Origin of the sequence: Tabrizicola sp. (assembly GCF_041911175.1) — a bacterium.
GTDB lineage: Bacteria > Pseudomonadota > Alphaproteobacteria > Rhodobacterales > Rhodobacteraceae > Tabrizicola.
In genome coordinates this window covers 1-26200 of the sequence record NZ_JAYRPN010000153.1, presented here as the reverse complement: position 1 = coordinate 26200, position 26200 = coordinate 1, and the positions used below count along the sequence as shown (strand labels likewise).

At 67.5% G+C, this 26200-nt stretch carries 26 protein-coding genes; 17 read left to right on the top strand and 9 right to left on the bottom strand.

The genetic code is table 11. From position 1 onward, the window contains the following. Together ACE3P6_RS21185 and ACE3P6_RS21180 are read left to right on the top strand one after the other, a co-directional pair. A partial coding sequence (locus ACE3P6_RS21185; protein WP_374398418.1) for an NnrS family protein occupies positions 1-903 on the top strand: 903 nt, incomplete at its 5' end. After that, positions 900-1757, top strand: a complete 858-nt coding sequence (locus tag ACE3P6_RS21180; protein ID WP_374398416.1) for an FAD:protein FMN transferase — start codon at positions 900-902, stop codon at positions 1755-1757. The genes ACE3P6_RS21185 and ACE3P6_RS21180, both read left to right, overlap by 4 nt. A 134-nt stretch (positions 1758-1891) precedes the next feature. Here ACE3P6_RS21180 and ACE3P6_RS21175 read toward each other — a convergent pair whose 3' ends face one another. After that, positions 1892-2410, bottom strand: a complete 519-nt coding sequence (locus tag ACE3P6_RS21175) for a hypothetical protein (protein ID WP_374398414.1) — start codon at positions 2408-2410, stop codon at positions 1892-1894. Positions 2411-2590: 180 nt separating this feature from the next. On the opposite strand from ACE3P6_RS21175, the gene ACE3P6_RS21170 reads away from it, so the two are divergent. The 6 genes from ACE3P6_RS21170 (at position 2591) to ACE3P6_RS21145 (ending at position 8073) form a co-directional block, all read left to right on the top strand. Continuing rightward, complete coding sequence (locus ACE3P6_RS21170) at positions 2591-3046, top strand: cytochrome c (protein ID WP_374371524.1); 456 nt, start codon at positions 2591-2593, stop codon at positions 3044-3046. Positions 3047-3058: 12 nt separating this feature from the next. Further along, positions 3059-4456, top strand: a complete 1398-nt coding sequence (locus ACE3P6_RS21165; protein ID WP_374398412.1) for a cbb3-type cytochrome c oxidase subunit I — start codon at positions 3059-3061, stop codon at positions 4454-4456. Next, the gene (locus tag ACE3P6_RS21160; protein ID WP_374398410.1) at positions 4456-5268 is read left to right on the top strand and encodes a CbbQ/NirQ/NorQ/GpvN family protein; all 813 of its coding nucleotides are present in this window, start codon (positions 4456-4458) and stop codon (positions 5266-5268) included. The genes ACE3P6_RS21165 and ACE3P6_RS21160 overlap by 1 nt, the downstream gene beginning before the upstream one ends. Positions 5269-5276: 8 nt before the next feature. Continuing rightward, positions 5277-7199: a nitric oxide reductase activation protein NorD gene (locus tag ACE3P6_RS21155; RefSeq protein WP_374398408.1), complete on the top strand. Its 1923-nt coding sequence runs from the start codon at positions 5277-5279 to the stop codon at positions 7197-7199. Positions 7200-7330: 131 nt separating this feature from the next. After that, positions 7331-7831 (top strand): cytochrome c oxidase subunit 3, encoded by a 501-nt coding sequence (locus ACE3P6_RS21150; protein ID WP_374398420.1) that lies wholly within the window; start codon positions 7331-7333, stop codon positions 7829-7831. Further along, positions 7828-8073 carry a nitric oxide reductase F protein gene (locus ACE3P6_RS21145; protein ID WP_374371532.1) on the top strand — a complete coding sequence of 82 codons (246 nt, stop codon included), beginning with the start codon at positions 7828-7830 and terminating at the stop codon, positions 8071-8073. Before ACE3P6_RS21150 ends, ACE3P6_RS21145 begins: the two co-directional genes overlap by 4 nt. An 80-nt stretch (positions 8074-8153) precedes the next feature. On the opposite strand, the gene ACE3P6_RS21140 is transcribed toward ACE3P6_RS21145, so the two are convergent. Both ACE3P6_RS21140 and ACE3P6_RS21135 read right to left on the bottom strand, forming a co-directional pair. After that, positions 8154-8705, bottom strand: coding sequence for a DUF4202 domain-containing protein (locus ACE3P6_RS21140; protein ID WP_374398406.1), 552 nt, complete (start codon positions 8703-8705; stop codon positions 8154-8156). Further along, positions 8705-9409 carry a Crp/Fnr family transcriptional regulator gene (locus ACE3P6_RS21135; protein ID WP_374398404.1) on the bottom strand — a complete coding sequence of 235 codons (705 nt, stop codon included), beginning with the start codon at positions 9407-9409 and terminating at the stop codon, positions 8705-8707. The genes ACE3P6_RS21140 and ACE3P6_RS21135 overlap by 1 nt, the downstream gene beginning before the upstream one ends. Positions 9410-9607: 198 nt before the next feature. On the opposite strand from ACE3P6_RS21135, the gene ACE3P6_RS21130 reads away from it, so the two are divergent. From ACE3P6_RS21130 to ACE3P6_RS21120, 3 genes are all read left to right on the top strand, one after another. After that, the gene (locus ACE3P6_RS21130) at positions 9608-10630 is read left to right on the top strand and encodes an NAD(P)H-dependent flavin oxidoreductase (protein ID WP_374398402.1); all 1023 of its coding nucleotides are present in this window, start codon (positions 9608-9610) and stop codon (positions 10628-10630) included. Beyond that, positions 10627-11319: a 5-formyltetrahydrofolate cyclo-ligase gene (locus tag ACE3P6_RS21125; RefSeq protein ID WP_374398400.1), complete on the top strand. Its 693-nt coding sequence runs from the start codon at positions 10627-10629 to the stop codon at positions 11317-11319. The genes ACE3P6_RS21130 and ACE3P6_RS21125 overlap by 4 nt, the downstream gene beginning before the upstream one ends. Before the next feature lie 103 nt (positions 11320-11422). After that, a complete protein-coding gene (locus ACE3P6_RS21120) occupies positions 11423-12391 on the top strand; it encodes a glutathione S-transferase family protein (RefSeq protein WP_374398398.1) in 969 nt (322 codons plus the stop codon). 38 nt (positions 12392-12429) lie between these two features. Here ACE3P6_RS21120 and ACE3P6_RS21115 read toward each other — a convergent pair whose 3' ends face one another. Beyond that, the gene (locus ACE3P6_RS21115) at positions 12430-13326 is read right to left on the bottom strand and encodes a LysR family transcriptional regulator (protein ID WP_374398396.1); all 897 of its coding nucleotides are present in this window, start codon (positions 13324-13326) and stop codon (positions 12430-12432) included. Positions 13327-13461: 135 nt separating this feature from the next. Between ACE3P6_RS21115 and ACE3P6_RS21110 the strand changes: the two genes are divergently transcribed. Then, on the top strand, positions 13462-13869 hold the full coding sequence (locus ACE3P6_RS21110; RefSeq protein WP_374398395.1) for a DoxX family protein: 408 nt from the start codon (positions 13462-13464) through the stop codon (positions 13867-13869). Positions 13870-13921: 52 nt separating this feature from the next. Beyond that, entirely contained in the window at positions 13922-14743 is an 822-nt protein-coding gene (gene ygiD / locus ACE3P6_RS21105; RefSeq protein WP_374398393.1) for a 4,5-DOPA dioxygenase extradiol, read from the top strand. Positions 14744-14747: 4 nt separating this feature from the next. On the opposite strand, the gene ACE3P6_RS21100 is transcribed toward ygiD, so the two are convergent. From ACE3P6_RS21100 to ACE3P6_RS21080, 5 genes are all read right to left on the bottom strand, one after another. Continuing rightward, entirely contained in the window at positions 14748-16313 is a 1566-nt protein-coding gene (locus ACE3P6_RS21100; protein WP_374398391.1) for a cisplatin damage response ATP-dependent DNA ligase, read from the bottom strand. Beyond that, positions 16310-17308, bottom strand: a complete 999-nt coding sequence (locus ACE3P6_RS21095; RefSeq protein WP_374398389.1) for a ligase-associated DNA damage response exonuclease — start codon at positions 17306-17308, stop codon at positions 16310-16312. Before ACE3P6_RS21095 ends, ACE3P6_RS21100 begins: the two co-directional genes overlap by 4 nt. Positions 17309-17313: 5 nt before the next feature. Continuing rightward, positions 17314-19764 (bottom strand): caspase family protein, encoded by a 2451-nt coding sequence (locus tag ACE3P6_RS21090; RefSeq protein ID WP_374398387.1) that lies wholly within the window; start codon positions 19762-19764, stop codon positions 17314-17316. A 3-nt stretch (positions 19765-19767) separates the two neighbouring features. After that, positions 19768-19986, bottom strand: a complete 219-nt coding sequence (locus ACE3P6_RS21085) for a hypothetical protein (protein ID WP_374398386.1) — start codon at positions 19984-19986, stop codon at positions 19768-19770. 135 nt (positions 19987-20121) lie between these two features. After that, on the bottom strand, positions 20122-20826 hold the full coding sequence (locus tag ACE3P6_RS21080; RefSeq protein ID WP_374398385.1) for an OmpA family protein: 705 nt from the start codon (positions 20824-20826) through the stop codon (positions 20122-20124). A 152-nt stretch (positions 20827-20978) separates the two neighbouring features. Here ACE3P6_RS21080 and ACE3P6_RS21075 point away from each other — a divergent pair, with 152 nt between their 5' ends. The 4 genes from ACE3P6_RS21075 to ACE3P6_RS21060 form a co-directional block, all read left to right on the top strand. Then, on the top strand, positions 20979-21734 hold the full coding sequence (locus tag ACE3P6_RS21075; protein ID WP_374398384.1) for a PP2C family serine/threonine-protein phosphatase: 756 nt from the start codon (positions 20979-20981) through the stop codon (positions 21732-21734). A gap of 5 nt (positions 21735-21739) precedes the next feature. Beyond that, positions 21740-22630 (top strand): M15 family metallopeptidase, encoded by an 891-nt coding sequence (locus ACE3P6_RS21070; protein ID WP_374373335.1) that lies wholly within the window; start codon positions 21740-21742, stop codon positions 22628-22630. After that, entirely contained in the window at positions 22627-25104 is a 2478-nt protein-coding gene (locus tag ACE3P6_RS21065) for an ImcF-related family protein (RefSeq protein ID WP_374398383.1), read from the top strand. The genes ACE3P6_RS21070 and ACE3P6_RS21065 overlap by 4 nt, the downstream gene beginning before the upstream one ends. Before the next feature lie 97 nt (positions 25105-25201). Continuing rightward, positions 25202-26200, top strand: a 999-nt coding sequence (locus ACE3P6_RS21060; RefSeq protein ID WP_374398382.1) for a type VI secretion system Vgr family protein, incomplete at its 3' end; no start/stop codon positions are given.

The window sequence follows — 26200 nt, the reverse complement described above, 5'->3', positions numbered from 1 at the left end:
CTTGCCGTCTTCGCCTCCGGTGCCCTGCCGCCCGCGCTGGTCGCCGTGCTGGACCTCGCCTTCGTCCCGGTGCTGGCCGCGAACCTGCTGACCCAGCTGATCAAGCGTCCGAAGCCGCAGCAGATGATCATCCTGGCGATTCTCACCGCCTTCTGGGTCGCCAACCTGATGGTGCATCTGGAGTGGACCGGCCTCACCGCCGACACCGCATGGGGCGGCCTCCGCGCCGGGCTCCTGACGCTCGGCTCGATGATCATGGTGCTGGGCGGCCGCGTCACCCCCGGCTTTACCCGCAACGCGATGGTCCAGTCGGGGCGCGAGCACGACCTGCCGGTCAACCCGATGCCGCTTGCCGCCGTCGCCATCGCCGCCGCCTTGACCCAGCCGCTCGGCTACCTCCTCGGCGTGCCGCCCACCTGGCTCGCCCCCTTCGCCCTGATCGCCGGAACCGCAGGCCTCGCCCGAGTCGCCCTCTGGCGCGGGCTCTGGACCAGGGACAAGCCGATCCTCTGGACGCTGCATCTCTCCTACGCGCTGAACGCGCTCGGCTTCCTGACCCTTGGGCTTGCGAACCTTGGCCTGACCACCGACCTTGCCGCGCTGCACCTTCTGGGCATCGGCGGCGTCGGCGGCATGACGCTGGCCATCATGTCGCGCGCCACTCTGGGCCATACCGGACGCGCGCTCATCGCCCCCCGGCCCGTCGCACTGGCCTATGCGCTGATCCCGCTCTCCGCCCTTGCCCGCTGCATCGGGGCCGAGCTGCCCGCCTTCCACACCCCCGCCGTCCTGACCGCCGGGGCGCTCTGGCTCGCAGCTTTCGGCCTCTTCACCGCTGCGCTCTGGCCCGTCTTCTGGGGCCCCCGCGCCGCCCGCGCCCCTGCCAAGGCCGCGCCGACATGAACCGCCGCCGCTTCCTGACCCTTTCCGCCGCCGCGCTGGCGCCCCTGCCCGGCCATGCCGCAACCCTGACCACCTGGGAGGGCACCGGCCTTGGCACCGCGCTCACCCTCCACCTCGTCGGAGCCACCCCGCATCTGGCCCGCCAGACCTTCGCGCGCGTCGAAGCCGAAGTCGCGAGGATCGAAACCCTCGCCTCGCTCCACCGCGATTCGGCCCTCACCAGGCTCAATCGTGACGGGCATCTGTCATGGCCTTCGCCCGATTTCCTGGACCTCCTGACCCTCGCCGGTCAGGTCCATGCCGCAACGGAAGGCGCCTTCGATCCGACCGTGCAACCCCTCTGGCTGGCGCTGGCCGAGGGCACCGACCCCGCCAAGGCCCGCGCCCTGGTCGGCTGGAACCGCCTCCACCTCTCGCCCGAGGAAATCCACCTCGCGCCCGGCCAGGCCCTGACCCTGAACGGCATCGCGCAGGGCTGGGCCGCCGACCGGATCGCCGCCCTCCTTCGCGCCCAAGGCTTCTCCGAGGCGCTGGTCGACATGGGCGAAATCGCCGCCTTGGGGGAAAGCGGCTGGCCCGCCGTGATTGCCGGACCGGACGGCACGGCGCTGGCCGAGACCCGGCTCAGCAACCGGGCGCTTGCCACCTCTTCGCCACGGGGGACGCTGGTGAACGGCCAGCCGCATATCCTCGGGCCACAGGGACAGGCGCCGGTCTGGCAAACCGTCAGCGTCAGCGCGTCGGAAGCCGCCATCGCCGACGCCCTGTCCACCGCCTTCTGCCTGATGGACCGTGCCGCCATCGACAAGGCGCTTGCGCGGTTCCCCGATGCAAGGCTCGAGGTTGCGGCCTGAAGCATGACGCGCCTTGGCAAAAAGCGCGATCGGGAGAGGATCGAACGCTCTCAAGCTGGATCAAGTCCAAGAATTTTCTAGAAAATTCTTGGACTGCCGACCGAGCTGGCCACTCCCGACAAGCCGCATTCCGATTATCCCGAGACTTCCTCCGTGCAGGCACGGGCATTGTCGCTGATCGCGATCACCACCTTCGACATCACCGCCTGGTCGAAGTCGTTCATGCCCTGGATCTCTTCCGGCGTGACCGCCGCCGCCATCTTCGCCTCGAAACAGGCCTTCACCGCCGCGGCCTTGGCCGCATCCAGCCCGGCCACCGCCTGCGCCAGATTGGCATCCACCGCCGACTGATAGGCCGTCCTGTCCGCCATCTGACCGAAGCCCGGCTGGCAGCTGTAGGGCGGCAGGCTGTTCTGGCCCCCCAGAACCTCACGCTCCCGCGCGCGCAACGTCTCGCAGCCCCAGGCCCGCAGCGCAGCTGGCATCCGGGCATTCAGGTCGATCCAGATTTCCAGCCCGTCCATGCCGTAGACGCCCTGTTGCGGGTCGATCTTCTCCATCGCGGCGGTGTAGTACCACTTGCCCCCGACGAGGCCGACGAAGGCGACCGCCATCATCGCCCCGATTTGCACGACCTTTCCGACACTTGCCACGATGACCCTCCTGCTGCTGGCACCAGGGCAGCGCTTAGGCGGAGGCGGGGCCGGGGACAAGCCCTGCCGGATTGTCGCACCGGGCATATCCCTGCCGCCGGGTTGACTTTTGTTAAGGCCGGTCGCAGCCTGACGCTTCACACCCACGTTACCTGAAACGCTCCCGGGAAGGATTCCGCCATGCGCGAAGTCATGACCAAGAGCATGGCCCGGAACATCTTCTACGGCGGGTCATTGTTCTTCATCCTGATATTCGTGGGCCTTACGGTCCAATCACACTACTACATCGTCAACACATCAACCGACAAAGCCACGCTCACCGAAAGCGTCGCGGCGGGCAAACTCCTGTGGGAAAAGCACGCCTGCATCAACTGCCACACGATTCTTGGCGAAGGCGCCTATTTCGCACCGGAACTGGGCAACGTGATGACCCGCTGGGGCGTGGAGCCCGGCGATCACCAGGCCGCGTTCGACGCACTGAAAGCCTGGATGGATGCGATGCCGTCGGGCGTCGAAGGCCGTCGCCAGATGCCGAACTTCGGCCTGACCGACGCCGAATACCAGAACCTCGCCGACTTCCTGCTCTGGGTGAACACCATCCGCGCGCAGGACTGGCCGCCGAACGATGCGGGCTGAGGAGACGCAATCATGAAATATCAATCGCAAAAGATCGCGCTGGCCTACTTCGCCGTCGCGCTGGCCCTCTTCGCCGTGCAGGTGACGGTGGGGCTGGTCATGGGCTGGATCTACGTCTCGCCCAATTTCCTGGCAGACCTCGTGCCCTTCAACATCATCCGGATGTTGCACACCAACAGCCTGGTCGTCTGGCTGCTGCTGGGCTTCTTCGGCGCCGCCTACTACCTGGTGCCCGAGGAATCCGAGCGTGAGATCCACTCGGTCAAGCTCGCCTGGCTGCAACTGGCGATCTTCGTCCTCGGCACCGCCGGGGTCGTGGTGACCTATCTCTTCAACCTCTTCGACGGCAACTGGCTTCTCGGCAATGAGGGGCGCGAGTTCATCGAACAGCCGCGCTGGGTCAAGGCCGGCATCGTCGTCGCCGCGCTGATCTTCCTCTACAACATCTCGATGACGGTGCTGGCGGGCAAGAAGACCGCGATCACCAACATCCTGCTCCTGGGCCTCTGGGTTCTGTCGCTGCTGTTCCTCTTCGCCTTCGTGAACCCCGACAACCTCTCGCTCGACAAGATGTACTGGTGGTACATCGTCCACCTCTGGGTCGAAGGCACCTGGGAACTGGTGATGGCCTCCATCCTCGCCTTCCTGATGCTGAAGCTGACGGGCGTGGACCGGGAAGTCGTCGAGAAGTGGCTCTACGTCATCGCCGCGCTGGCGCTGTTCTCGGGCATCCTCGGTACCGGCCACCACTATCTCTGGATCGGCACCCCCGGCTACTGGCAGTGGATCGGCTCGATCTTCTCCAGCTTCGAGGTCGCGCCCTTCTTCGCGATGATGTCCTTCGCCTTCGTGATGGTCTGGAAGGGCCGCCGCGACCACCCGAACAAGGCCGCGCTGCTGTGGTCCTTGGGCTGCGCCACGCTGGCCTTCTTCGGCGCGGGCGTCTGGGGCTTCCTGCACACGCTGCACGGGGTGAACTACTATACCCACGGCACGCAGATCACCGCCGCCCACGGGCACCTCGCCTTCTACGGCGCCTATGTCTGCCTCAACCTGGCGATCATCAGCTACGCCATGCCGCACCTGCGCGGACGGGACCCCTACAACCAGGTCCTGAACATGGCCTCGTTCTGGCTGATGTCTGGCGGCGTGGTGTTCATGACCGTCGTGCTGACCTTCGCCGGTGCCCTGCAGACCCACCTGCAGCGCGTGCAGGGCGAGGCCTACATGGACGTGCAGGACCAGCTCTGGATCTTCTACGCCATGCGCTTCGGCGCCGGTGCGGCGGTGGTCCTTGGCGCGCTCCTGTTCATCTATGCGGTGGCCTTCCCGCGCCGGGAAATCGTGACCCCCGGCCCGCTGGAGAGCGAACGCCTTGAGCACGATCCCGACCACGTCGCGGCGGAGTGATGGTCATGGACGGATCCCACATGAAACCGGAGGGGGCGACAGCCCCCTTCTACCTCCCGCAGGGCGATGAAGTGCAGGTCTTCCAGGCCGCCGCCGCCCACAAGCTTCCGGTCCTCCTGAAAGGCCCCACCGGCTGCGGCAAGACCCGCTTCGTGACCCATATGGCCGCGAAACTCGGCCGCCCGCTGCATACTGTCGCCTGCCATGACGACCTTAGCGCCGCCGACCTGATCGGCCGCTGGCTGCTGAAAGGTGGCGAGACGGTCTGGGTCGACGGCCCCCTCACCCGCGCCGTCCGCGAAGGCGCGATCTGCTACCTCGACGAGGTGGTGGAAGCCCGCAAGGACGTCACCGTCGTCCTCCACCCGCTGACCGACGACCGCCGCATCCTGCCGATCGACCGCACCGGAGAAGAGCTTGAGGCCCACCCGGATTTCCTGCTGGTCGCCAGCTACAACCCCGGCTACCAGAACATCCTGAAGACGCTGAAACCCTCCACCCGGCAACGCTTCGTGGCGCTGGAGTTCGGCTTCCCGAAACCGGAACACGAAATCCCCGTCGTCGCCCGCGAATCCGGCCTGCCCGAAGCCCAGGTGCAACCGCTCGTCCGCCTGGCGAACAAGCTTCGCGCGATGAAGGGCCAGGACCTGGAAGAAGGCGTCTCCACCCGGCTTGTCGTCTATTGCGCCAGCCTCATCCACGGGGGCATGCCCGTCGACCGCGCCATCCGCGCGGCGATGATCGAACCCCTCACCGACGACCCGGATGTGAAGGCCGGGCTCCGCGATCTCGTGACTGCCGTTTTCGGGTGAGGCCGGCAATGTCACGGATCGACTTCGAGCCATGGGAACCCGAGGAATCTGTCGGGAAACTGTGGCACGCCTTTGCCAGCCGTCTGGATGGGGATCCCATCCACGATGGAGCCCGTGTGTCGCTTTCCGAAGTGGCCGGACGGCTGGCAGTCCTTTTCCGCGGCCTGGGTGGCGACCCGGCGGTGGAAATCAAGCCGGTGGCCGAGGAGACCTCGCACCACCGGCTCTCGTTTCTCCGCCGTCTTGGCACTTGGGCGGAAACCGCGCCCCGCGCCAGCTTCGACGGCGCCACCCTGCGCCTGCCGGAAAGCCTTGCCGCCTTCCCCGACCCCCGCGCCAATGCCGCGCTGTATCTCTGGCTCGCCGCCGCTGCCGTGGCGTTGAAGGACCAGGCCCCGACCGACGCGCAAGACCCGCTGCAGGCCGACCTTGCCGCCATCGCGCTGGCGCAGGCGATGACCGTCGAGGCTCTGCGCCTCGCCCCCGGCTACCGCAAGCTTCACGCCGACCTTGCCGAGGCGACGCTCCTCTTCCGCCGCAGCCGCAGCCTGCCGCCCGTCGAAGCCGCCGTCGAGGCGCGCATCCGGGCCGCCCTTGGGCAGCAGGTCGACCTCCCGCCGCTTCCCGCGAAAGCCCCGCGCGGCTATCGCCCCTTCCGCCCCGTGGCGCTCTGGCCCGACCTGCGCGCGCTTGCCCGCAGCGAACACACCGCCGTCGAGGCCCGCGCCACCGAAGGCCCACCCGAGGAATCGGCGGAAGAGAAGACCGCCAGGAAAGCCCGCCGCCGCAAGGCCGACCAGGCCGACCGCAACGACAGTTTCATCCTGCACAAGTTCGAAGCCATCCTGTCGATGACCGAATTCCTCAACCTCAACCGCCGGGTCGAGGATGACGACGAGGACACCGCGAAGAAGGCCGCCGACGACCAGGAGGAGATCGGCCTTGCCCAGGTCTCCAAGGCCCCCGCCACCCGGCTGAAACTGCATCTCGACCTCGCCCCCGAAGACGTGGACCGCGAACAGGTTTCGGGGCATTTCACCTATCCCGAATGGGATGTCCGCACCGCCAGCTATCTCCCCTCTCATGCCCGGGTGCTTCATTCCCGGGCCGAAGCCAGCGATGCGACACCTCCGTTCCGGGCCGACCCGCGCGCCAGCGCCCGCATCCGCGCCGTCCGCCGCCAGTTCGAGGCCTTGCGTCCCAGCCTCGTCTCGATGCCCGGCTTCCCGGACGGCGACGTGCTCGACACCGAACGGGCGGTGCGCGCGCGGGTCGATTTCCTCTCCACCGGCGAAGGCACCGACCGTGTCTGGCGCCAGACCCGACCGGAACGCCGCGACCTGGCCGTGTCGATCCTGCTGGACGTCTCCCGCTCCACCGAAAGCGCGATCCCCGGCCACGGCCACGACGGGCGGTCCGTCATCGACATCGAACGCGAGGCGCTGGCCGCGCTGGCCTGGGGCCTTGATGCCTGCGGCGACAGCTTCGCGATCCACGCCTTTTCCTCGCTGAAGCGCGACCGGGTTTTCGTGCAGGAAGTGAAGGGCTTCGCGCAAGCGATGGCCGAGGAGGTGGAACACCGGATCAGCGCATTGAAGCCCGGCCATTACACCCGGCTTGGGGCCGCGATCCGCCACATGTCGTTCCTGCTGGCGAAAGAAGCCCGCAAGCGGCGGCTGCTGCTGGTGATCACCGACGGCAAGCCGAACGACCTTGACCATTACGAAGGCCGCCACGGGATCGAGGACAGCCGGATGGCGATCCTGGAGGCCCGCCGCGCCGGGCATTCCGTCTTCGGCATCACCGTCGACCGCGACGGCAAGTCGTGGTTCCCCCGCCTCTTCGGCCAGGGCGCCTTTTCGCTGATCCCGAACCCCCAGAAACTGACCCAGGCCCTGCCGCAGATTTACCGGCAGCTCGTGACCGGATGACCGCTTCGCCAGACGCTCTTCGTTCCCTTCGGTCCTCATCGCTTTCCACCCGCGACGAGGAGCCCCCCAGCGAGGAGAAGCCGAAGGCGCACGACGAGCAACCCCCCGGCGGCCTTCCCGGCGAGCTTCTGATGTGGGTGCTGATCCTGTCGGAAATCGCCGTCTTCGGCGCGGGGCTTCTGGCCTTCCTCGCCGTCCGCCTGTCCGACCCTGCGGGCTTTGCCGAGGCGCAGTCGCATCTGCACCGCACCGGCGCCGCCGCGAATACCCTTGTCCTCGTCACCTCCGGCTGGCTGGCCGCCCATGCGGTCCGCGCCGCCGAGGCCGGACAGCTCCGCCGGGTCCGCCTGCTCCTTGTCCCCGCGATCCTGCTGGGCGCGGTGTTCCTGGTGCTGAAAGGCACGGAATATGCCGATCTCTTCGCACAGGGCATCGGCACCGAAACCCATGCCTTCTACACCTTCAGCTACCTCTTGACCGGCTTCCACGCCGCCCATGTCCTTGCAGGCATGATCCTTCTGGCGCTGGTCGGCTGGCTTGGCACCCCGAAGGCAGTCGAGACCGGGGCGGCCTTCTGGCACATGGTCGACCTGATCTGGGTCCTCCTCTTCCCGGTGGTCTACCTGCTATGACCCGCGCGACCAAAGCCTGGGCGATGCTCCTCGCCCTTTCCGCCGCCTCGACCGCGCTTGCGGCCTCGGGCCTTGTCGGCGCGGCGCTGGTGGTCCCGGTGCTGGTGCTCTCTGGCCTCAAGGCGCATGTGATCCTGCGCGACTATCTCGGCCTCTGGGTCGCACCCGCCTGGCTGCGCGGCTTCGACCTTGGGCTGACGCTGCTGATCCTGGCCTTCGGTGGCCTCGCACTGGCGGCGTGAGAGGTTAAAATCGGGTAAATGTCCGCACACAACCCATTGAAATCATTGAGCCGAAAATTCTGTCCACCGTGGACAGCTTCTCACCTGCCCCGGAAGGCCCCGGCCAGCGGTTCGGGCAAGTCGAACTCCGCCAGCACCCGCGCCCGCCCCGCCGCCGACATTTTCCGCGCGGTTTTCTGGACGATATCCAGCGTCTGCTCCGCCTCCCTTTCCGCCGCGAAGGGCGAGAAATACCAGGTCAGGAAGACGAAGCAGATCACATCCTCCAAGTCCTGCACTTCCGGGTCGCGCTTGATCCCCTCCTTGCGGAGAAGGACGCCCACCCGCTCGCACTCCTCGGCCCCGAACCCCGCCTCGGCCATGATCCCGGCGACCCGGTCGGCATGCCGCCGTCCCTGCTCGCGCCGCCAGGCATGGTAGCCCTCCTTGCCCTCGGGATAGTCCGACCGGGGCAGAAGCCAGCGCTCCACATGCTGCCCTCGCGCCGCGACCTGCAAGACTTCGGAGGCGGCGGGGAAAAGCCGCGCCAGCTCGGCGCTCATCCGCTGGCCATAGACCATCGCCTCGCCCTTCGGGTCGGCGGCATTGGCGGCGTCGATCAGCGCCAGCGCGCGGAACAGACGGTCAGCCATCAGCCCCCCTTGGACCAGGCCAGCGCCGGGTCCTCCTCGACATAGTCGCGCAGGGTGGCAAGATCGTCGATATGGGCGGTGTTCTGCTTGATCGTGACGCCCTGGTCCTTCAGCCGCGCGAAGGCCCGGCTCAGGCTTTCCGGCTTCATCCCCAGACGCCCGGCGATCAGCACCTTGTCATAGGGCAGCGTCACCTCGCAGGCGCCATCGGGGCAGGGGGCAAGCTCCAGCAGGAACTCGGCCACCCTTTGCGCGCCAGTCTGCGCCTTCAGCGCCTCGACCTGCGCCACCAGGCTGTGCAGATGGGCGAAGGTGGCGGACAGGATCGAGATCGCCACTTCCGGGTTCTCGCGGATCTGGCGCAGGAAGGCGTCGGCCTCGATACGGATCAGGGCGCAGTCGGTCACCGCCTCGGCGGCGACGGGATAGGTGTCGTGCCGGAAGGCCACCGCCTCGCCGAAGCTGGAGCCCTTGGTGAACACTCCCACCACCGCCTCGGCGCCCGAGGGCGCGATGCGGTAGAGCTTCACCCAGCCTTCGGCGACGATGTAGATCGCCGTCGCCCGCTCGCCTTGCAGGAAGATCGTCTCGCCGCGCGAGAAGCTGCGCAGCCGGGCGCTGTCCAGCACGGTGCGGGCCACATTCTCCGGGGCGGAGGCCAGGATCAGCGACCGGCGGGCAAGGGCGATGAGTTCGGGTTTCATGCGGGTCCAATGCTGTCCGGCCAGAGGCCTTGTTGATTACCGCGAATGGTGGGAGATTGCCAGCCTTGGTGCGGCGAAGGGCTGAGGCCCACTGGACAGGAAAGCCGCGCATTTCGGGCCAGGGCATGGAACCGCCCGCTGCCCATATGCGTTGTCGACTGGCGGTGCGGGTTCCCGCCGCCCGAGGGGGAACGGATGATGCGTGACACGGTAGCCTTGCTGCGGACCCCGCTGTGCGACCTGCTGGGATGCGAGGTGCCGGTGCTTCTGGCCGGGATGGGCGGGGTCGCCCGGTGGGAACTGGCGGCGGCGGTCGCGAAGGCCGGGGGCTATGCGATGCTGGGCATGGTCCGGGAAAGCCCTGAGCTGATCGAAACGGAAATCGCGGCCTATCGGGCAGCGACGGACCGGCCCTTTGCGGTGAACGTGATCCCCTCGGCCACCGAGCCGGGGCTCTTGGACCGGCAGATCGGGCGTTGCCTTGATCTCGACGTAAGGGCCTTCACCTTCTTCTGGGACGTGATGCCCGATGTGGTCGACCGGGTGAAGCGGGCGGGCTGCCTTGTCCTGCACCAGGTCGGCACCGCCGGGGCCGCGCGGCAAGCGGAAGACGCCGGGGCGGATGTGATCATCACGCAAGGCATCGAGGCCGGGGGCCATGTGCATGGCCGGATCGGCGCCTTTGCGCTGGCCGAGGCGGTGCTGGACCGGGCGCGGGTGCCGGTGGTGGTGTCGGGTGGTATCGGGTCGGGTCGGGGGCTGGCTGCGGCGCTGGCGATGGGCGCGCAAGGGGTGCAATGCGGGACCGCTTTCCTTGCGACCGAGGAGGCCTGGGCGCATGACTATCACAAGCGGCGGGTGGTCGAGGCGGAGGGCGGCGATACCGTGCTGACCGATGTCTTCGTGCTGAACTGGCCGAAGGGCGCGGCGGTGCGGGTGATCGCCAACAGCGTGACCCAGGCGTTGGGCGACAAGCTGATGGGCCATGACCCGGCGACCCTGCCGCGCGAGGCGATCGCCGAGGATTCCGGCCAGCTGCTCTTGCGCTATTCCACCGATTCCCCGATGCGCCACACCAAAGGGTCGCTGGAGGAAATGGCGCTTTATTCCGGGCAGGGCGCGGGACTGATCCGCGACGTGGTGCCTGCGGCGGAACGGCTGCGGCGGATGGTCGAGGAGGCGGCGGCTTGTCTGGCGGCGCTGCCGGGAGTGGAGCGATGAGCGACAGCGACGAAGCGCCGGGCCGCTACGCCTCGCCCCCCTGCATGGCGGCCGAGGTGGACCCGACCTATTTCGACCCGGATTACGTCGACCCCGAACAGGCCCGCGACGTGGCACGCTGGCGCAAGGCCGAGCGGCAGCGGTTGCGCAGCGAACGGGATGCGATCAGCGTGGCCGATCGGGCGAGGCTGGGCGAAGTGATCGGGGCGCATCTCTTGCAGTTCCTGGCCGACCGTTTCGGCAGCCTGGAGGGGCGGGTCTTCTCGGGCTACTGGCCGATCAAGGGCGAGCCTGACCTGCGTCCGGTGCTGGCCAGCCTGCATCGGGCGGGGGCGCATGTCGCCCTGCCGCTGGTCGAGGTGAAGGCGGCTCCGCTGGTCTTCCGGCGCTGGACGCCGGAGACGAAGATGGTGCGGGGCGACTGGAACATCCCGGTCCCGCCGCCCGAGGCCGAGGCGGTGATGCCCGAAATCTCGCTGGCGCCGGTGATGGGCTGGACCGAAGGGGCGTATCGTCTGGGCTATGGCGGGGGCTATTTCGACCGCACGCTGGCGGCGTTGTCGCCCCGGCCCTTCACCATCGGGATCGGGCTGCAATCGGCGCGGCTGGCGACGATCTATCCGCAGCCGCATGACATTGCGCTGGACGTGATCCTGACCGAGGACGGTTTGCAGGCCACGCGGGTGTAGCATTCGGAACAGTTCAGAGAAAGAGAAACCATATCTTCGCTCTTTCTGTCCGAAACCCTTGGGCGCATAGCCGGGGAGACATTTCAACGACCCGGAGCGGACCATGCTTGTGAATGGCAAGTGGACAGCGAACTGGCAGCCGGTGCAGGCCAAGGACGAGCAGGGCCGTTTCGTGCGGCAGGTGTCGTCCTTCCGCAACTGGATCACCGCCGACGGCAGCCCCGGCCCGACCGGGACCGGCGGGTTCAAGGCCGAGGCGGGCCGCTATCGACTGTATGTCGCGCTGATCTGCCCCTGGGCCTCGCGGACGCTGATCGCGCGGAAGGTAAAAGGGCTGGAGGCGCTGATCCCGGTGACGGTGGTCAACCCGGTGCTGACGGACGAGGGCTGGGCCTTCGGCGGCTATCCGGGGGCCGATGCCGACCCGGTGCTGGGCGCGGGCCATCTGCACGAGCTGTATACAAAGGCTGATCCCGGCTTTACCGGGCGGGCCACGGTGCCGATCCTGTGGGACAGCCGGACGGGCACCATCGTCAGCAACGAAAGCGCCGATATCCTGCGGATGTTCGACACCGCCTTCGCAGGTCTGGTGCCGGAGACGCCGCTGCTTTATCCCGCCGATCTGGCGTCAGACATCGACGCGCTGAATGCCGAGATCTACGACAGCCTGAACAACGGCGTCTACAGGGCCGGCTTCGCCTCGACGCAGGCTGCCTATGACGAGGCGGTGGCGGGAGTCTTCGCCACGCTGGACCGGCTGGAGGCACGGCTGGAAGGGCCGTTCCTGTTCGGCGACCGTTTCACCGAGACCGACATCCGCCTGTTCGTCACGCTGATCCGCTTCGACGCGGCCTATCATGGCCTCTTCAAGACCAACCTGCGCCGGATCGCCGACTATCCGCGCCTGCAAGCGCATATGGAGCGCGTGCTGCGCCTGCCGGGGGTGGCGGGGACAGTGAACATCGACCATATCAAGGCCGGATACTATTCGATCAAGGCGCTGAATCCGTCGGGGATCGTGCCGGTGGGGCCGGAGAACGTGTCGCGGCTGATCGCCTCGGTGGGCGGCTAGAGGTTTTCCGGCAGGGGTTCGGCGGCAAGGCACGTCCGCTACAGGAGGTCGGCGGCCCGGATGTCCTCGGCGGCAAAGTCGATCAGCGCGCGGACCTTGCGGGGCAGGACGCGGCCTTCCAGATAGACGGCGCTGAGTGCGCTGGTTTCACCGGCGTGGTCCGGCAGGACGGGAACGACAAGCCCTGCGGCAAGGGCCTCGCGCAGGGCGAAGCGCGGGACATAGGCCAGGCCGCAGCCCTTGATCGCCAGTTCCACCGCGGCCCGGGCGGAATTGACCTGGAAGCGGCCCTGGACCGTCACCGTGGTTTCGTCGGTGCCGGTGCCGAAGCTCCACCGCCGGGGGCTGCGGCGGTTGGTGTCGATGATGCAGTCATGGCCGGACAGTTCGGCCGGGTGACGCGGCGTGCCCCGGCGGGCAAGGTATTCGGGGCTCGCGACCAGATGCGAGCTGAAGCCGCCCAGTTTGCGCGCTTTCAGCGACTGGGTGTCGCTGCGCCCCATGCGGAAGGCGAGGTCGATCCCCTCACTGGCCAGATCGACATGGCGGTCGCTGAGCCGCAGGTCGAAGGAGAGCGCCGGATTGCGCTGGCCGAAGCGTTCCAGCATCCCCGCCACCCAGATCTCGCCGAAGGAGACCGAGGCGGAGATGCGGATCACGCCCTGAAACCCGCGCGAGCCTTCGGAAACCTCGCCGATCAGATCGTCAAGATCGTCGAGGAGTGCCGGGGCGCGGGACAAGAGATCCTCGCCCGCCGGGGTCAGGCCGACCTTGCGGGTGGTGCGTTGCAAGAGCCTTACCCCAAGCCGCGCCTCCAGCTCGGCGACATATTTCGAGGTCAGCCGGTTCGACACGCCAAGTTGCCCGGCAGCGGCGGTGAAGGACCCGGTCTGCGCGGTGGCGACGAAGGCCTTGAGTTCGTCGATCAGGTCCATGCGGCGATCATTCAGAATAAAAGGTGGATAGTCATTCCGAGAACCTGCCATTTCATGCAGGGAGGTCAAGGTCTAGTTTCCCGGCATCGGTTCAATCGCCGCCCGAGGGGTGGCAATCAGAAAAGGATGCTACCCATGTCCACCAATTCCGACTACGCGGCCCTTGCCCTTCGCCTGTCCAGCGGCGTGCTGTTCATTGCCCACGGGCTGATGAAAGTCTTCGTCTTCACCATTCCGGGGACCGTCGGCTATTTCGAAAGCCTCGGCCTGCCGGGCTTCCTGGCCTATCTGACCATCGCCGCCGAAGTCGCTGGCGGCCTTGCGCTGGTGCTGGGCGTTGCGACCCGCGCGGTGGCGCTGGTCCTGATCCCCGTGCTTCTGGGCGCTGTCTGGGTGCATTCGGGCAATGGCTGGGTCTTCTCCAGCGAAGGCGGCGGCTGGGAATTCCCGCTGTTCTGGGCGGTGATCCAGGTGGCCATCGCGCTTCTGGGCAGCGGCGCCTATGCGCTGAAACCTTCCGCCCCGCAGGCTGCGCTGGCCTGATGACAAGGGGGCCGTCCGGTCCGGGCGGTCCTTTCCGCAAAGGAGAACCTTCATGAGCGCGATCACCGACCTGCATGCCCTGCGCGACCGGCTGAAGCCTTCGGCCCGGATGCCGCTGGTGTTCCTGGGCCACGGCAGCCCGATGAACGCGCTGGAGGATACCGAATACAGCCGGACCTGGACGGCGCTGGGGAAAAGCCTGCCGGAACCGGCGGCGATCCTGGTCGTCTCGGCGCACTGGATGACGAAGGGGACGACGCTGGTCGATGTCTCGGCCCTGCCGAAGACGATCCATGATTTCTACGGCTTCCCGGATGCGCTGTACGCGATGGATTATCCGGCCCCGGGCAACCCGGCGCTGGCGCGCGAGGTGGCAAGCCTGCTGGCCAGCCATCATGCGGCGGAAGACGATACCTGGGGGCTGGACCACGGCGCCTGGACGGTGCTGCGCTTCCTCTATCCGCAGGCGCAGGTGCCGGTGTTCCAGGTCTCGATCGACATGGGGCGCGGGCTGGAGCATCAGCTGGAGGTGGGCCGCACGCTGGCGCAACTCCGCGACCGGGGTGTGCTGATCCTGGGGTCGGGCAATGTGGTGCACAACCTGCGCGCCATGCGCTTCGGCGGGCAGCCGCAGGACTTTGCGCTGGAGTTCGACCGGCTGTTCGCCGACCGGCTGGAGGCGCGTGACCTGAAGCCCCTGGCCGATGCTGCGGGGCTGGGGACGCTGCTGCGGATGGCGCATCCGACGGTCGACCACTACATGCCCGCGCTGACCATTGCCGGGGCTTCGGATGCGAAAGACCAGCTCACCTTCATGACCGATGCCATCGACCTCGGCTCGGTGTCGATGCGGTCCTTCGTGTTCCACGCCTGACGCGTCAGGGGGCGCCCAGCATGGCTTGCAGGGTCGACAGATGGTCGGCCTCGGACGCGGGCTTGTCGTCGCGGATGCGGTTGATCCGGGGGAAACGCATGGCGACGCCGGATTTGTGGCGCGGGGAGCGGTTCAGCCCCTCGAACGCCACTTCCACCACTTTGGTGCGGGCGACCGAGCGGACAGAGCCGAAACGCTCCAACGTGTTGTTCCTCACGAAGCGATCCAGTTCCGTCAACTCGGCATCGGTGAAGCCGAAATAGGCCTTGCCGACGGGGACCAGCTCGTCGCCCTGCCAGACGCCAAAGGTGAAGTCGGAATAGTAGCCCGACCGCTTGCCGTGGCCACGTTGGGCATACATCAGCACCGCGTCGATCAGGTGCGGATCGCGCTTCCACTTGAACCAGGGGCCTTTGACGCGGCCAGCAAGGTAGGGGCTGTCGCGGCGCTTGATCATCACGCCTTCGATGACGGCTGCGGGCGGATCGGCGCGCAGGGCGGCGAGGTCGTTCCAGGTGGCGAAAGCGAGACTCGGCGAGAGGTCGATTCGGGGGCCGAGAGGTGCAACCGCCTCGGTCAGAACGGCGCGACGGGCGTCATAGGACTGGCCGCGCAAGTCGCGCCCGTTCCAGACCAGCACGTCGTAGAGCCGCAATCCGGCGGGGTGGGAGCGGAGCATCGCCGCCGTGACCGTCTTGCGGTTCAGGCGCTGTTGCAGGTCGCCGAAGGGGGCGATCTCCTCCTCGCGGCGGATCAGGAGTTCGCCATCCAGCGTGCCGTCGAAGGTCATCAGTTCGACCACGTCAGGGAAGGCAGCGCTGATGTCCTCTCCCGTCCGGGAGTAGAGCCGCCGGGTGCTGCCATCGCTCACCGCCTGGATGCGGATGCCGTCCCATTTCCATTCGGCAGCGTAGTCGGCTGGGTCCAGCGCGGAAAGCTGGTCGAGGTCGGTGGGGGTGGAGAGCATCACCGGGCGGAAGGGCGCGCGGGTAGCGGCCTCGGGGCGCGGGGCGCCGGCGGCCCAGGCGAAGAGGTCCAGGTAGGGGGGCGCGAGGGCGTGCCAGATCTCCTCGACGTCAGTGAGGGGCAGGTTGGCCCAGGTGGCGAAGGCTGGCCGGGCCAGACGGGCAGAGACGCCGACCCGCAGCGCCCCGGTGGCAAGCTTCAGGTAGGCGTAGCGTTCCGAGGGGCCGAGGCTGTCGAGCCGTTCGGTGATCAGGGCGGGAAGCCGGGTCTTCGGGGTGGTGGCGAGTTCGTGGACGACTTCGGAGAGCGGCGGGTCGGATCGGGTGCCTTCGGGCCAGATCAGCGAAATCGTCTCAGCCAGATCGCCAACAAAATCATAGCTGTATGCAAAAAGATGAGCATCTGCTCGCATTTCTGTCAGGCCCCGCAGCAGGCTGGGCGTGACCTGCCGCAGCTTCAGGTCGCCGGTCAGCGCGGCGAGCATGAAGCCGCGCTCGGGGTCGGGGTTGGCGGTAAAGGCGGCAGACAGAAGCCGTTCCTTCCCCAGCCTCTGCGGGGTGAAGGCCAGCCGTTCCAGAAGGGTGGCGAAGGCGACAAGGCTCATTCCGCCTCGTCCTCGTAGCCGACCAGATGCAGGGGCCGCGCGGCGCGCTGGGTCAGCTCGCACCAGCGCATCAGGGCATCTTCGCGGCCGTGAGTGATCCAGACCTCGGCCGGGTTCAGTTCGGTGATGGTGGCGGTCAGTTGTGGCCAGTCGACGTGGTCGGACAGGATCAGCGGCAGTTCCACCCCGCGTTGCCGGGCGCGGGCGCGGACCTGCATCCAGCCCGAGGCGAAAGCGATCACCGGATCGGGGAAACGCTGTGCCCAGGTGGCGGCGAAGGCGGAGGGTGGCGCGATGACGATGGCACCGGCGAAGTCAGACTTCTGCCCCTCGGTCGCGGGACGAAGCTCGCCGAGGTCGATGCCTTGGGCGACGTGATAGTCGCACAGCCGTTGCAGCGCGCCGTGAATGTGGATGGGGGCATCCCATCCGGCGCGGCGAAGCTCGGCGATCACCCGCTGCGCCTTGCCCAAAGCATAGGCGCCGATCAGGTGGCTGCGTTCCGGGAAGGCGGCGACGGAGGCGAGGAGGCGGGCGATTTCCACCTCGGGCGGGGGGTGGCGGAAGACGGGGAGCGCGAAGGTCGCCTCGGTCACGAAGATGTCGCAGGGGACGGGTTCGAACGGGGCGCAGGTGGCGGTGGGGACGCGGGCGTAGTCGCCGGAAACCACGATGCGTTGGGTCGCGCTTTCGACCGCGATCTGGGCGGAACCGAGGACATGGCCCGCCGGGTGGAAGCTCACGGTGACGTCGCCGATGCGCGTGGGGCCTTCGGCGGTCTGGCGGCTGTGGGCGAAGTCCTCGCCATAGCGGATCGCCATGATGTCGAGCGTCTGGCGCGTGGCCATGACGGCACCGTGGCCGGGCCGGGCATGGTCGGAATGGCCGTGGGTGATCAGCGCGCGAGGGACGGGGCGCGTCGGGTCGATGAAGAAGTCGCCACCGGGGCAGTACAGCCCCTCGGGGCGGGGAAGCAGCAGGGGTGGCCGCGTCATGCCAGTCAGTAGAGGTCGACCCGGAAGGGCGTGGTTGACCAGTGGATGCGGGCGATGGCGATCAGGCGTTCGATCGGGTCGGTTTCGAGGTCGGTGACGCCGTGTTGGGTGGCGATGGCCTGGTAGGCGGCCTTGCTCCCCTCGCCGAAGGCGCCATCCGGGGTGACGTCGGCCCCAAGCGCCTGCAACAGCCGCTGGGACGCTTCGTCGACAGCCTCGGTCGGCAGGGCCTCCAGCACTTTGCGGGCGCGTTCGACGGACTTCTTGTCGCGCAGGGCGGCGGCGCGACCGGCGCGCCAGGCAGCGTCGGCGGGGGACAGGCCGCCCGCGCCTTCGGTCAGGATCAGGTAGGCCGCATAGGCCCCGGCATTGGCGTCGCCGCGTTCCAGCCCCTTGTCGAACCATTCGACCGCCTTGCCGAGGTCGGCCTTCTTCCCGAGCGCGCCCGAGGCGATCAGCGTGCCGATATTGCCCGGCGCGTTCGGGTGCCCGCCGTCGGCGGCCTTGGTGAACCAGTCGAGCGCCGCCTTCGCGTCCTTTTTCTGGCCGCCAAGTCCGTTCATGTAGACGAGGCCGAGGTTGTTGTAGCCGTAGATGTCCCCCCGCGCCGCGCTTTCGTTCAGGTAACGCAACCCGCGGGTCGGGTCGAAATATTCACTCTTCTCATCCAGGTAGAAGTAGCCAAGCTCGTTCATCGCGTAGGTATGCCCGACTTCCAGCGCGCGCATCAGCAGGTCATAGCCGCGCAGGCGGTCTTGTCCGGTCTTGCCGAAGCGCACCATCTGGCGGCCAAGCGCGTAGAAGGCATAGGGATCACCCAGTTCCACCCCCTCGCGGTAGTAGGCAAGCGCTTCCTCCGGGGCTTCCACGACCGCCGATCCGCCGGTTTCGCGGGCCTCGTTCACGATGGCGTTGCCGATGGCATAGGAGGCGCGGGAATGGCCGAGCTTGCGGGCGGTGTCCCATTCGGCGCGGGCCTCGTCATAGCGCCGAAGCGCGGCGAACGCCCGGCCAAGCTGGTAGTGGAAGCGGCCATTCTGCGGTTCGCGCGCGACGGCGGCTTGACAGGCTTGCAGCGCGGCTTCGGGCTCGATTTCGTTGGCGAAGCGAGCGAGGCCGACGCCTTCCGGGTCGAGATGGTCGGCGGCCTGGAGATCGCAGGGGTCGGGGGTGAGGTCGACCTGCACCAGTCTGGGCGTTCCGTTCAGGTCAAGCTTGAACTGGACCTTCAGGACCGGGTCCTGGCCAAGGCTGACGGTCGGGCCGCTGACATAGGCGAAGGCGAGCCGCTGGAGGTCTTGCGCTGAAAGCGGGAAGATCGGGGCGGATTGCAGGCCCCGGTCGTCGAGCAGCACGAGGCGGCCGCCACGCGGCGGTTCGGCGAGGCCCACGGATGCGGTGGGGGCAATGGCAAGCTTCTGCGCCAGAGTCGCGCCGATGGGAACAGCGGGGGCAAGTGGGGCCGCGATGGCAATGTCGGGCGCGGGAAGCGCGGCATCTATGGGCAGAAGCTCGGCCGAACTGGCGGCGAAAAGGGTGAGGCCGCGCGCGACGGAGGTGCCGTTGTCCTCGGCCGCGGTGGTGGTGTCCGGCGTGGTGGGGACGGAGGCGATGCTCGCCTCTTCGACCATCGTCGAACTGTCCCAGGGGACTTGCACCCCTTCGGTCTCGACAAAGACCTTGCGGCGGACGGCGTCGAACACGTCAGTCACCGGCACCGGCCCCAAAGCTGCGGCCTGCAGGAAGGCGGTGGCGAAGGGGCTGTTCTTTCCCGCGCCGTCCAGCGCCACTTCGCCGGGCGAGGTGGAGAAGACGACGTAGGAGTTCACCGGCGCGGCGAGGGAGGCGAAACCCGTCTCGATTTCGCGAACGTCGGGGCCGAGCGAATCCTGCACTTTCAGTCCGGCGAACGGGTTGTTGCGGCAGCTGTCGAGGATGACGATCTGCCAGCGCGCCCGTGCGCCCACGATCGAAACCAGGCTGCCAAGCGAGACGGCCTCGAAGGGCAGGTCGTCGACCTGGTCAAGCTGGGCGTCGGTCGGAATCAGGTAGTTCTCGGACCCGATCTGCACACCGTGGCCCGCGTAGTAGAACAGCACCTCGGTGTCACGGTCGACGTCGAAGAGGACGCGCTGCATCAGCCCTTCGAAATCGCGCTTGGAGGCATCCTTCAGCAGGGTGACGTCATAGCCCTGACCGGCGAGGAGGTCTGCCACGTCCAGCGCATCGTTCCAGGCATTCGGCAGCTGGGGCGCGTGGGCATAGGCCTGGTTGCCGATGACGATGGCGTATTTCTGGCGCGCAGCAGCGACGGGGGCTAGCTTGCGCGCGCTGGCGGAGACATGGCCTTCGGGGAAGGGGCCGAGGGTGCTGTCCTGCGCCGTCGCGGTCGTGGCGGCTGCGGCCAGGAGCAGGGCCGCCACGCTGCCGTTCGCCAGGATGCGCAGAACGGGCATGGCCTAGCCCCATCCACCGCCGCCGCCGCCATCGTTGCCAAAGTCGACGTCGACCGTCTTGGGTTTCTTCTTCACCACGGGTGCGACCTTGGTGGGCACGGGTTTCTTGACCGGCGCAACGACCGGAGCCTTCGGCTGCGGCGGGGGAACAACCGCGTCGCAGGAGCAGACAAGACCGAAAGAGACGAGAAGGACGAGTGACCGAGACCAGGTTCCGGGCATTTCAGGACCCATTTGTTGAAGCGATGGCCAGCCGCAGGGGACGCAAGAATTCACATGTCGAATGTGCGACATAATGCCACAGATCGATACGTCAGGCAACGCTGTCGGCGGATGGGTCCGTGCCTGGACTTCCGGTCAGCTGAGCGCCTGGAACTCCACCCGGCGGTTCTGGTCGGAATCGGGGTCGGTGCCTTCCAGCAGGAAGCGTTCGCCGACGCCCACCGCCTCCAGCCGCCTGGCGTCGATGCCGCAGTCCTTGACGAAGAAGCGCTGCACCTCCTCGGCCCGCAGGCGCGAGAGGCGTTCGTTGTAGTCGTCGGTGCCAGACGCGTCGGTGTGCCCGATGATGCGGAAGAGCTGGATGTCCGATGCCTTCATCACGTTGCAAAGCTTGGCCAGCTTGGGCTTCTGCGCCTCGTCCAGCGCGGCGCTGTCGAAGGCGAACTCGATCCGCACGTTCACCCCAAGATCGGCGGGCATCTTCACCAGAGTGGCCGTCTCGGCGTCCTTGACGACGGTTTCGGTCGAGGTCCCCGACGAACTTGACGCCACCTCGGTCGTGGCGGCGGTTCCGGTCGTGCCGGAGGTCTCCGCCGTTGCCACCGCCGCGGTTTCGGCCGTCGCCGGGTCTTTCGCGACTTCGGTCGAAATCTGGACGTCATCGGCGGTGACCAGCGTCAACCCGCGGGTAAGTCCGGTCTTGCCCTCGACCGCCGCCTTGTAGGCATCCCGCTGGGCCAGGAACAGCTTCAGCAATTCGTCTTCCGACAGGTCCTGGGCCCAGACCCCGGTCGGCAGCAATGCGGCGCAGAGGGCGAGCCCGGTCAGCACGTTGCGCATATTCCAACCACCTTCCTAAAAAACGGATTTATGACTGGGGGAAGTCTAGGCTATGATGCCTTGGCATTCAATTCACACCTTTGGGCGGGCTGCGCCATGCTGCACTTCGCGACCTTACGCCAGGCCAGGCATTTTCGCCGCGTGGTCCGGCGATGAGCACGCCGATCACCGTGGTTCCCGGGCAGGACCGGGCCCTGCCGGTGGCGGTGGGGGCGGGGCTGACCAACCGGGGCCGGGTCCGTGACCGCAACGAGGATTCGATCCTGACCGATCCCTCGGGCACGCTGTGGGCGGTGGCCGACGGGATGGGGGGCTATGGCAACGGCGATGTCGCCTCGGACATCGTGATCGACTGCCTGGCGCAGATCCCGGACGGGGCCGATCCCGGCCCGGCGCTGGTCGCGCGGCTGAAAGAGGCGAACCAGCTGGTGCTGGACCGCCAGCGCGCGCCGGGGATGGGGCGGATGGGCTCGACCGTGGTGGCAGTGCTGATTTCCCGCGCGGTCGCCCATGTGGCCTGGGCCGGGGACAGCCGGGCCTATCTTCTGCGTGGCGGGCACCTGCGGCCGCTGACCCGGGATCATTCGGTGGTGCAGGAGATGGTCGACCGGGGCGAGCTGTCGCCCGAAGAGGCCGAGAGCCACCCTGAATCGCACATGGTGACGCGGGCGGTCGGCGGGAGCGAGGAGCTGGAGGTCGACCTGGTCAGCGTGCCGCTGGCGGTGGGCGACCGGCTTTTGCTGTGCAGCGACGGGCTGACGCGCTGCGTCTACGAACAGACGGTCGAGACATTGTTGCGCGACGCGACAGGACCAGAGGACGCCTGCCAGAAGCTTCTGCGCGAGGCGCTGGACAGCGGGGCGCCCGACAATGTCTCGGCCATCGCCGTTCTGATCCGGGAAGGCTGATCGCAATGCAGCAGAACAGCCTGATCGCCCCGATCATCGTCGCCATCGGCGTCATCATCGCAGCGGTGGCCTTTGCCGTGGTGACGACCTTGCTGGAATCTGCGGACAGTGGGGCCGACTTGCGGCTGACGCGGCTGGAAGCTGCCTTCGACGCCGAGGCGGCACAGCGCGCGCGGCTGGAGGCGGAGATCGGTACGCTGAAGTCCGACCTTGCCCGCTTGCGCGACGACCTGAGCCTGGTAGCCAATCGCGCCCCGGTTGCGCCGTCGACCGAGACGACGGTGCCCACGACCGATACGGAAGGCCTGACTGCGGGCGAGGACGAACAGCACCAGCCCGAGACCGAGGCCCTGACCGAGCAGATGAAGGCGGCGCGGGACCGGTTCAACAAGGGCGTGACCCAGCCGCGCAACAAGACGATGCTGGCGCTTCTGGGCCGCCCGCGCGAGGATCTGGGAACCGATTGCCGGGGCATGACCAATCCGCGCCTGAAGGGCCTGGTCGAGACCCGGCAGGTCGGCCCGATCAAGGCCACGATGCTGAAACCGGCGCTGGACAGCCTGGAGCGGATCCTGGCCAAGCTGAAGGAGGACGAGCCCGACATCTATGCCAAGCTTGGCACGGCGGGGTCCTTGTGCGTGCGGTTGATCCGGGGCTCGACCAGTTCGGTGTCGAACCATTCCTTCGGCACGGCCATCGACATAACCCTGCAGGGCGAGCTGGACCCCTTTGCCGACGGGACGATGCAGATCGGCCTGGTCATCCTGGCGGAACATTTCAACGAGGAAGGCTGGTACTGGGGCGGCGGGTACAACCGCGAGGACGGGATGCATTTCGAGGTGGGGGAAGAGACCCTGCAGAAATGGGTCGATGAAGGCCTGATCCCCTCCCAATGAGCCCCGACCCGGACAGCCCGCGCACGGTCATGCCGCCAAGGCGCGGCGGCCGGACCTTCGACCCCGAGGTCTATGAGCGGGCGGCGGCGCCGGTCCTGCGGATGGTGGACCAGTTGGCGACGATCCGGGGGGTGGAGGCGCAAGTCCTGGTGCAGCGCGCCTCCGAGGCGCTGGATCGTTTCGACGCCGAGCTGGAACGGTCCGGGGTGCCGCCCTCGACCGTCCAGCCTGCGCGCTATGCGTTGGGGTTGGTGCTGGACCAGACGGCGCGGAAGAACCGGGCGGTGGATGTGTCGCTCTGGGGGGCGGGGGCGCATCGGCTGATCTTCGACGGGCGCGACATCTCGGCCGCCAGCCTGCGCGACTTCATCCGCAAGGCGGGCGAGGCGGGCGCAGCGTTCGAGGGTGTGAAGGTCTTCATGGAGCGGCGGCTTGCGGTGCTGGAGGGCAGCCGGACCAGCTTTGACCGCAACCTGGGGGCGGGCTGGACGGGCATCACGCTGGTTCTGATCCTGGCCTTCGTCCTGCTGGTCGCGGGCTGGGCGGGCTTTGTCGAATGGCGTTTCCACCGTGACCTGACGCAGCTCTTCGATGCCGAGGCGCTGGATATCGGGCTGGATCGCGACGGGGTTCTGCCGGACCTGCCGCAGCGGCTGACCCGGCTGGGCGACGCGGCAGCGGGGGTGGCGCGGTCAGCCGAAAAGGCGCCAATCCGGCTGTTCGCGGGGCCCCTGGGCTTCGACGCGGCGGCCCATGCCGATGACGTCTACGACGCGGCGGTGCAGAAGCACCTGCCGGGCACTCTGGCGCGGGCCGTCGATTCGGCTCTGGCCTCCGAGGGCGAGAGCCTGCCGCTGTACGACACGCTGCGGGCGTGGAGCATCCTGAGCGGACAGGCCGACTGGTCGCCGGACTATCTGGCCGGCTGGTTGGCCGCCCGTCCGTCGCTGCTTCTGGACCTGCAACCACTGGTTCCGCATATCGCGCGGCTGCGCCCGCCTGCATCCCCGCTGCCGCAGCCGGACGCCGAACTTCTGGCCCAGGCCCGCAGCTTTGCCGCCGAGGCCGGCGAACCGGCGCGGGCTTATCTGGAGCTGCAAAGGTCGGCGGGTGCGGCGGCGCTTGCGCCCTGGGTGCCGGAAACAGCAGTGCCAGGCCTGTCGGTGGTGATGCAGCGCCGGTCGGGCCTGACGATGGAGGTGCCGATTCCGGGCCTCTTCACCCAGAACGGTTGGGATTATTCGCGCAAGATCGGCGCCGGACTTGCGGTCCAGACGACGCGAAACGAGGCGGCAAGGCTGTTCGACACTCTGCCCGCCACGGCAAACGATTCCCCCGATCAGGTGATGGATCTTTTGCAGCGGGAAACCCTTGCGCGCTGGAAGGCGTTTCTGGCGGATATCCAGGTTCGGCCCTTCTCTGACCCCGAGCAGGCCGTGCTGGTTTCGGGCCGCCTTGCCGCGCCGGATTCGCCGCTTGCCGCGCTTCTGCCGGAAATCTGGGCGCAGGCGGGCGGGCTGGATCGCAGCCGCCCACATGCGTTGCAGCTGCGCATCGCATCGGAATTCGCGGCGATGATCCAGTATTCCGAGGACGGCCGGATGGACGAGATCGCCGGTCTCTTCGCCAGCCTGAACGTGGCGCTGGGTGCGATGGATCGGGATGAGCCGCGCGGGCTGGAACGCCTGATGTCGGCCAAGGCGCGCGGTGCCACGCTGGCGGCCTTGCGGACCGCGCCGCCGCTGGTGGTTCAGATGGTCGAAGACGTGTTGGTGCAGACCAGCGCAGCGCAGGCCGACCCCCTGTCGAATCCGTTGACCAAGGCCTGGCAGACCGAGGTGCTGGCCCGCTGCAAGCAGGTGACGGAAGGACGCTATCCCTTTGCCGAGGGCGCCGATGCCTCGCTGGGCGAGGTCGCGGCGCTTCTGGGGGCCGGGGGCGCCATCGACAAGTTCTACCGTGCCCGGGCCGAGCCTTACCTTGACACGACCAGCAGCCCCTGGCGCTGGAAACCCGACGCGCGTTTCGCGGGACTTGATCCGAAAAGCGCCGAGTTCCTGCAACGGACCCAGGCCATCGCCGCAGGCTTTTCGGGGCAGGGCGCCGAGCTGACGCTTGCCGCCCTGGCGGAACGCGGCAAGACCTTCGTCTCCATCGGCGGCGAAGGCGGGCCGGTCGAGACGGCGCTGGAGCCGCTGAAGCTGGCCTGGCCCGGCCCCAGCCCCGGCGCGGGGGCCGAGGTCCGGTTCACCACCACGCAGGGCAGCGCGACGATCAGCCAGCCCGGCGAATGGGGCCTGTTCCGCATCCTCGATGGTATCCGCCTGCGCGAACGCGACGACGGCAAGCGCTTCTTGATCGACCTCAAGTCCGGCGATGCGCGGGTGTTCATGGAGGCGGTGCTGCCCCAGGAAGCCAATCCGCTCTCGCGCTGGAAGCTTCTGAAGGGTCTGGCATGCCCCACCGCGCTGTGACCACGAAATCAGCGCCAAGCCCGAGTTTTTCGGGTAGACTGGCAGCGTATTTGCCCAAGACCCGATTTCACCGCTATTTCCGACAGGAGTGATCCGCATGGCTGACGGCCGCAACATCACAGTCAGCACGGCATTGGGCGACAAGCTGCTCTTTGCGCAGATGGAAGGCTTCGACGAGATCAGCCGCTGCTTCCGCTATGAAACCGGGCTGATCAGCAAGGACATCGACATCAAGGCGGAAGATATCCTGGGTACGCCGGTCACGATCACGGTCCGCACCGACAGCGCCAAGCGGTTCTTCCACGGCATCGTCGCCGAATTCGCCTTTCACGACTACCGCGAAGACTATGCCCATTACCGCGTCGTGTTGCGGCCCTGGCTGTGGTTCCTGCAGAATCGAAGCGACAACCGCATCTTCCAGAAGAAAAGCGTGGTCGAGATTGTCGAGGAAGTGTTCAAGCCCCATGCCCATGTGAAGGTGGAAAAGCGGCTGAAGGCCTCGTACCCGCCGCGCGACTATTGCGTGCAGTACCGCGAGAGCGACCTCGACTTCGTGCAGCGGCTGATGGAGCACGAGGGGATCTTCTACCACTTCGACCATGCGGACGGCGAACACACGCTGGTCCTGTCGGATGCCAACGCCAGCGTGAAGGACGCCGAAGGCTTCGAGACGATCAGGTTCCGCAATGAGGCCGGGAATGTCATCGGGCAGGATGACGTGATCACCGACCTTCTGCCGCGCGCGGCAGTCCGGTCGGGGGCCTATGTCCACACCGACTATGATTTCAAGAAGCCCGCCACCGACCTGATGACCAAGTCCGAGGCGCCGAAATCGCACGAGGCGGCGAAGGGTGAGCTGTACCACTATCCCGGCGACTATATCGAGGTTGGCGCGGGCGAGCCGCTCGCGGCGATCCGGCTGGAAGAAGCTCAGGCGCCGCATGTCCGGGTGGATGCGGCGGGCAACGTGCGGGGGCTGTGGTCCGGGGTCAGCTTCAAGCTGGAGGAATTCGCGCGCGAGGCGGATAACGTCAAGTATCTGGTGCTGCGGTCGGACTACGAGATGTGGGACGACCAGTACCGCGCCGGGATGCAG

Bases quoted from the DNA above. Each gene is read 5' to 3' on its own strand.
- ACE3P6_RS21125 (WP_374398400.1), top strand. From the start codon at position 10,627: ATGAGCGACAGCGACGAAGCGCCGGGCCGCTACGCCTCGCCCCCCTGC.
- ACE3P6_RS21145 (WP_374371532.1), top strand. From the start codon at position 7,828: ATGACCCGCGCGACCAAAGCCTGGGCGATGCTCCTCGCCCTTTCCGCC.
- ACE3P6_RS21135 (WP_374398404.1), bottom strand. From the start codon at position 9,409: ATGAAACCCGAACTCATCGCCCTTGCCCGCCGGTCGCTGATCCTGGCC.
- ACE3P6_RS21065 (WP_374398383.1), top strand. From the start codon at position 22,627: ATGAGCCCCGACCCGGACAGCCCGCGCACGGTCATGCCGCCAAGGCGC.
- ACE3P6_RS21110 (WP_374398395.1), top strand. From the start codon at position 13,462: ATGTCCACCAATTCCGACTACGCGGCCCTTGCCCTTCGCCTGTCCAGC.
- ACE3P6_RS21120 (WP_374398398.1), top strand. From the start codon at position 11,423: ATGCTTGTGAATGGCAAGTGGACAGCGAACTGGCAGCCGGTGCAGGCC.
- ACE3P6_RS21160 (WP_374398410.1), top strand. From the start codon at position 4,456: ATGGTCATGGACGGATCCCACATGAAACCGGAGGGGGCGACAGCCCCC.
- ygiD (WP_374398393.1), top strand. From the start codon at position 13,922: ATGAGCGCGATCACCGACCTGCATGCCCTGCGCGACCGGCTGAAGCCT.
- ACE3P6_RS21085 (WP_374398386.1), bottom strand. From the start codon at position 19,986: ATGCCCGGAACCTGGTCTCGGTCACTCGTCCTTCTCGTCTCTTTCGGT.
- ACE3P6_RS21140 (WP_374398406.1), bottom strand. From the start codon at position 8,705: ATGGCTGACCGTCTGTTCCGCGCGCTGGCGCTGATCGACGCCGCCAAT.
- ACE3P6_RS21170 (WP_374371524.1), top strand. From the start codon at position 2,591: ATGCGCGAAGTCATGACCAAGAGCATGGCCCGGAACATCTTCTACGGC.
- ACE3P6_RS21155 (WP_374398408.1), top strand. From the start codon at position 5,277: ATGTCACGGATCGACTTCGAGCCATGGGAACCCGAGGAATCTGTCGGG.
- ACE3P6_RS21115 (WP_374398396.1), bottom strand. From the start codon at position 13,326: ATGGACCTGATCGACGAACTCAAGGCCTTCGTCGCCACCGCGCAGACC.
- ACE3P6_RS21070 (WP_374373335.1), top strand. From the start codon at position 21,740: ATGCAGCAGAACAGCCTGATCGCCCCGATCATCGTCGCCATCGGCGTC.
- ACE3P6_RS21150 (WP_374398420.1), top strand. From the start codon at position 7,331: ATGTGGGTGCTGATCCTGTCGGAAATCGCCGTCTTCGGCGCGGGGCTT.
- ACE3P6_RS21075 (WP_374398384.1), top strand. From the start codon at position 20,979: ATGAGCACGCCGATCACCGTGGTTCCCGGGCAGGACCGGGCCCTGCCG.
- ACE3P6_RS21090 (WP_374398387.1), bottom strand. From the start codon at position 19,764: ATGCCCGTTCTGCGCATCCTGGCGAACGGCAGCGTGGCGGCCCTGCTC.
- ACE3P6_RS21165 (WP_374398412.1), top strand. From the start codon at position 3,059: ATGAAATATCAATCGCAAAAGATCGCGCTGGCCTACTTCGCCGTCGCG.
- ACE3P6_RS21095 (WP_374398389.1), bottom strand. From the start codon at position 17,308: ATGACGCGGCCACCCCTGCTGCTTCCCCGCCCCGAGGGGCTGTACTGC.
- ACE3P6_RS21180 (WP_374398416.1), top strand. From the start codon at position 900: ATGAACCGCCGCCGCTTCCTGACCCTTTCCGCCGCCGCGCTGGCGCCC.
- ACE3P6_RS21080 (WP_374398385.1), bottom strand. From the start codon at position 20,826: ATGCGCAACGTGCTGACCGGGCTCGCCCTCTGCGCCGCATTGCTGCCG.
- ACE3P6_RS21130 (WP_374398402.1), top strand. From the start codon at position 9,608: ATGCGTGACACGGTAGCCTTGCTGCGGACCCCGCTGTGCGACCTGCTG.
- ACE3P6_RS21100 (WP_374398391.1), bottom strand. From the start codon at position 16,313: ATGAGCCTTGTCGCCTTCGCCACCCTTCTGGAACGGCTGGCCTTCACC.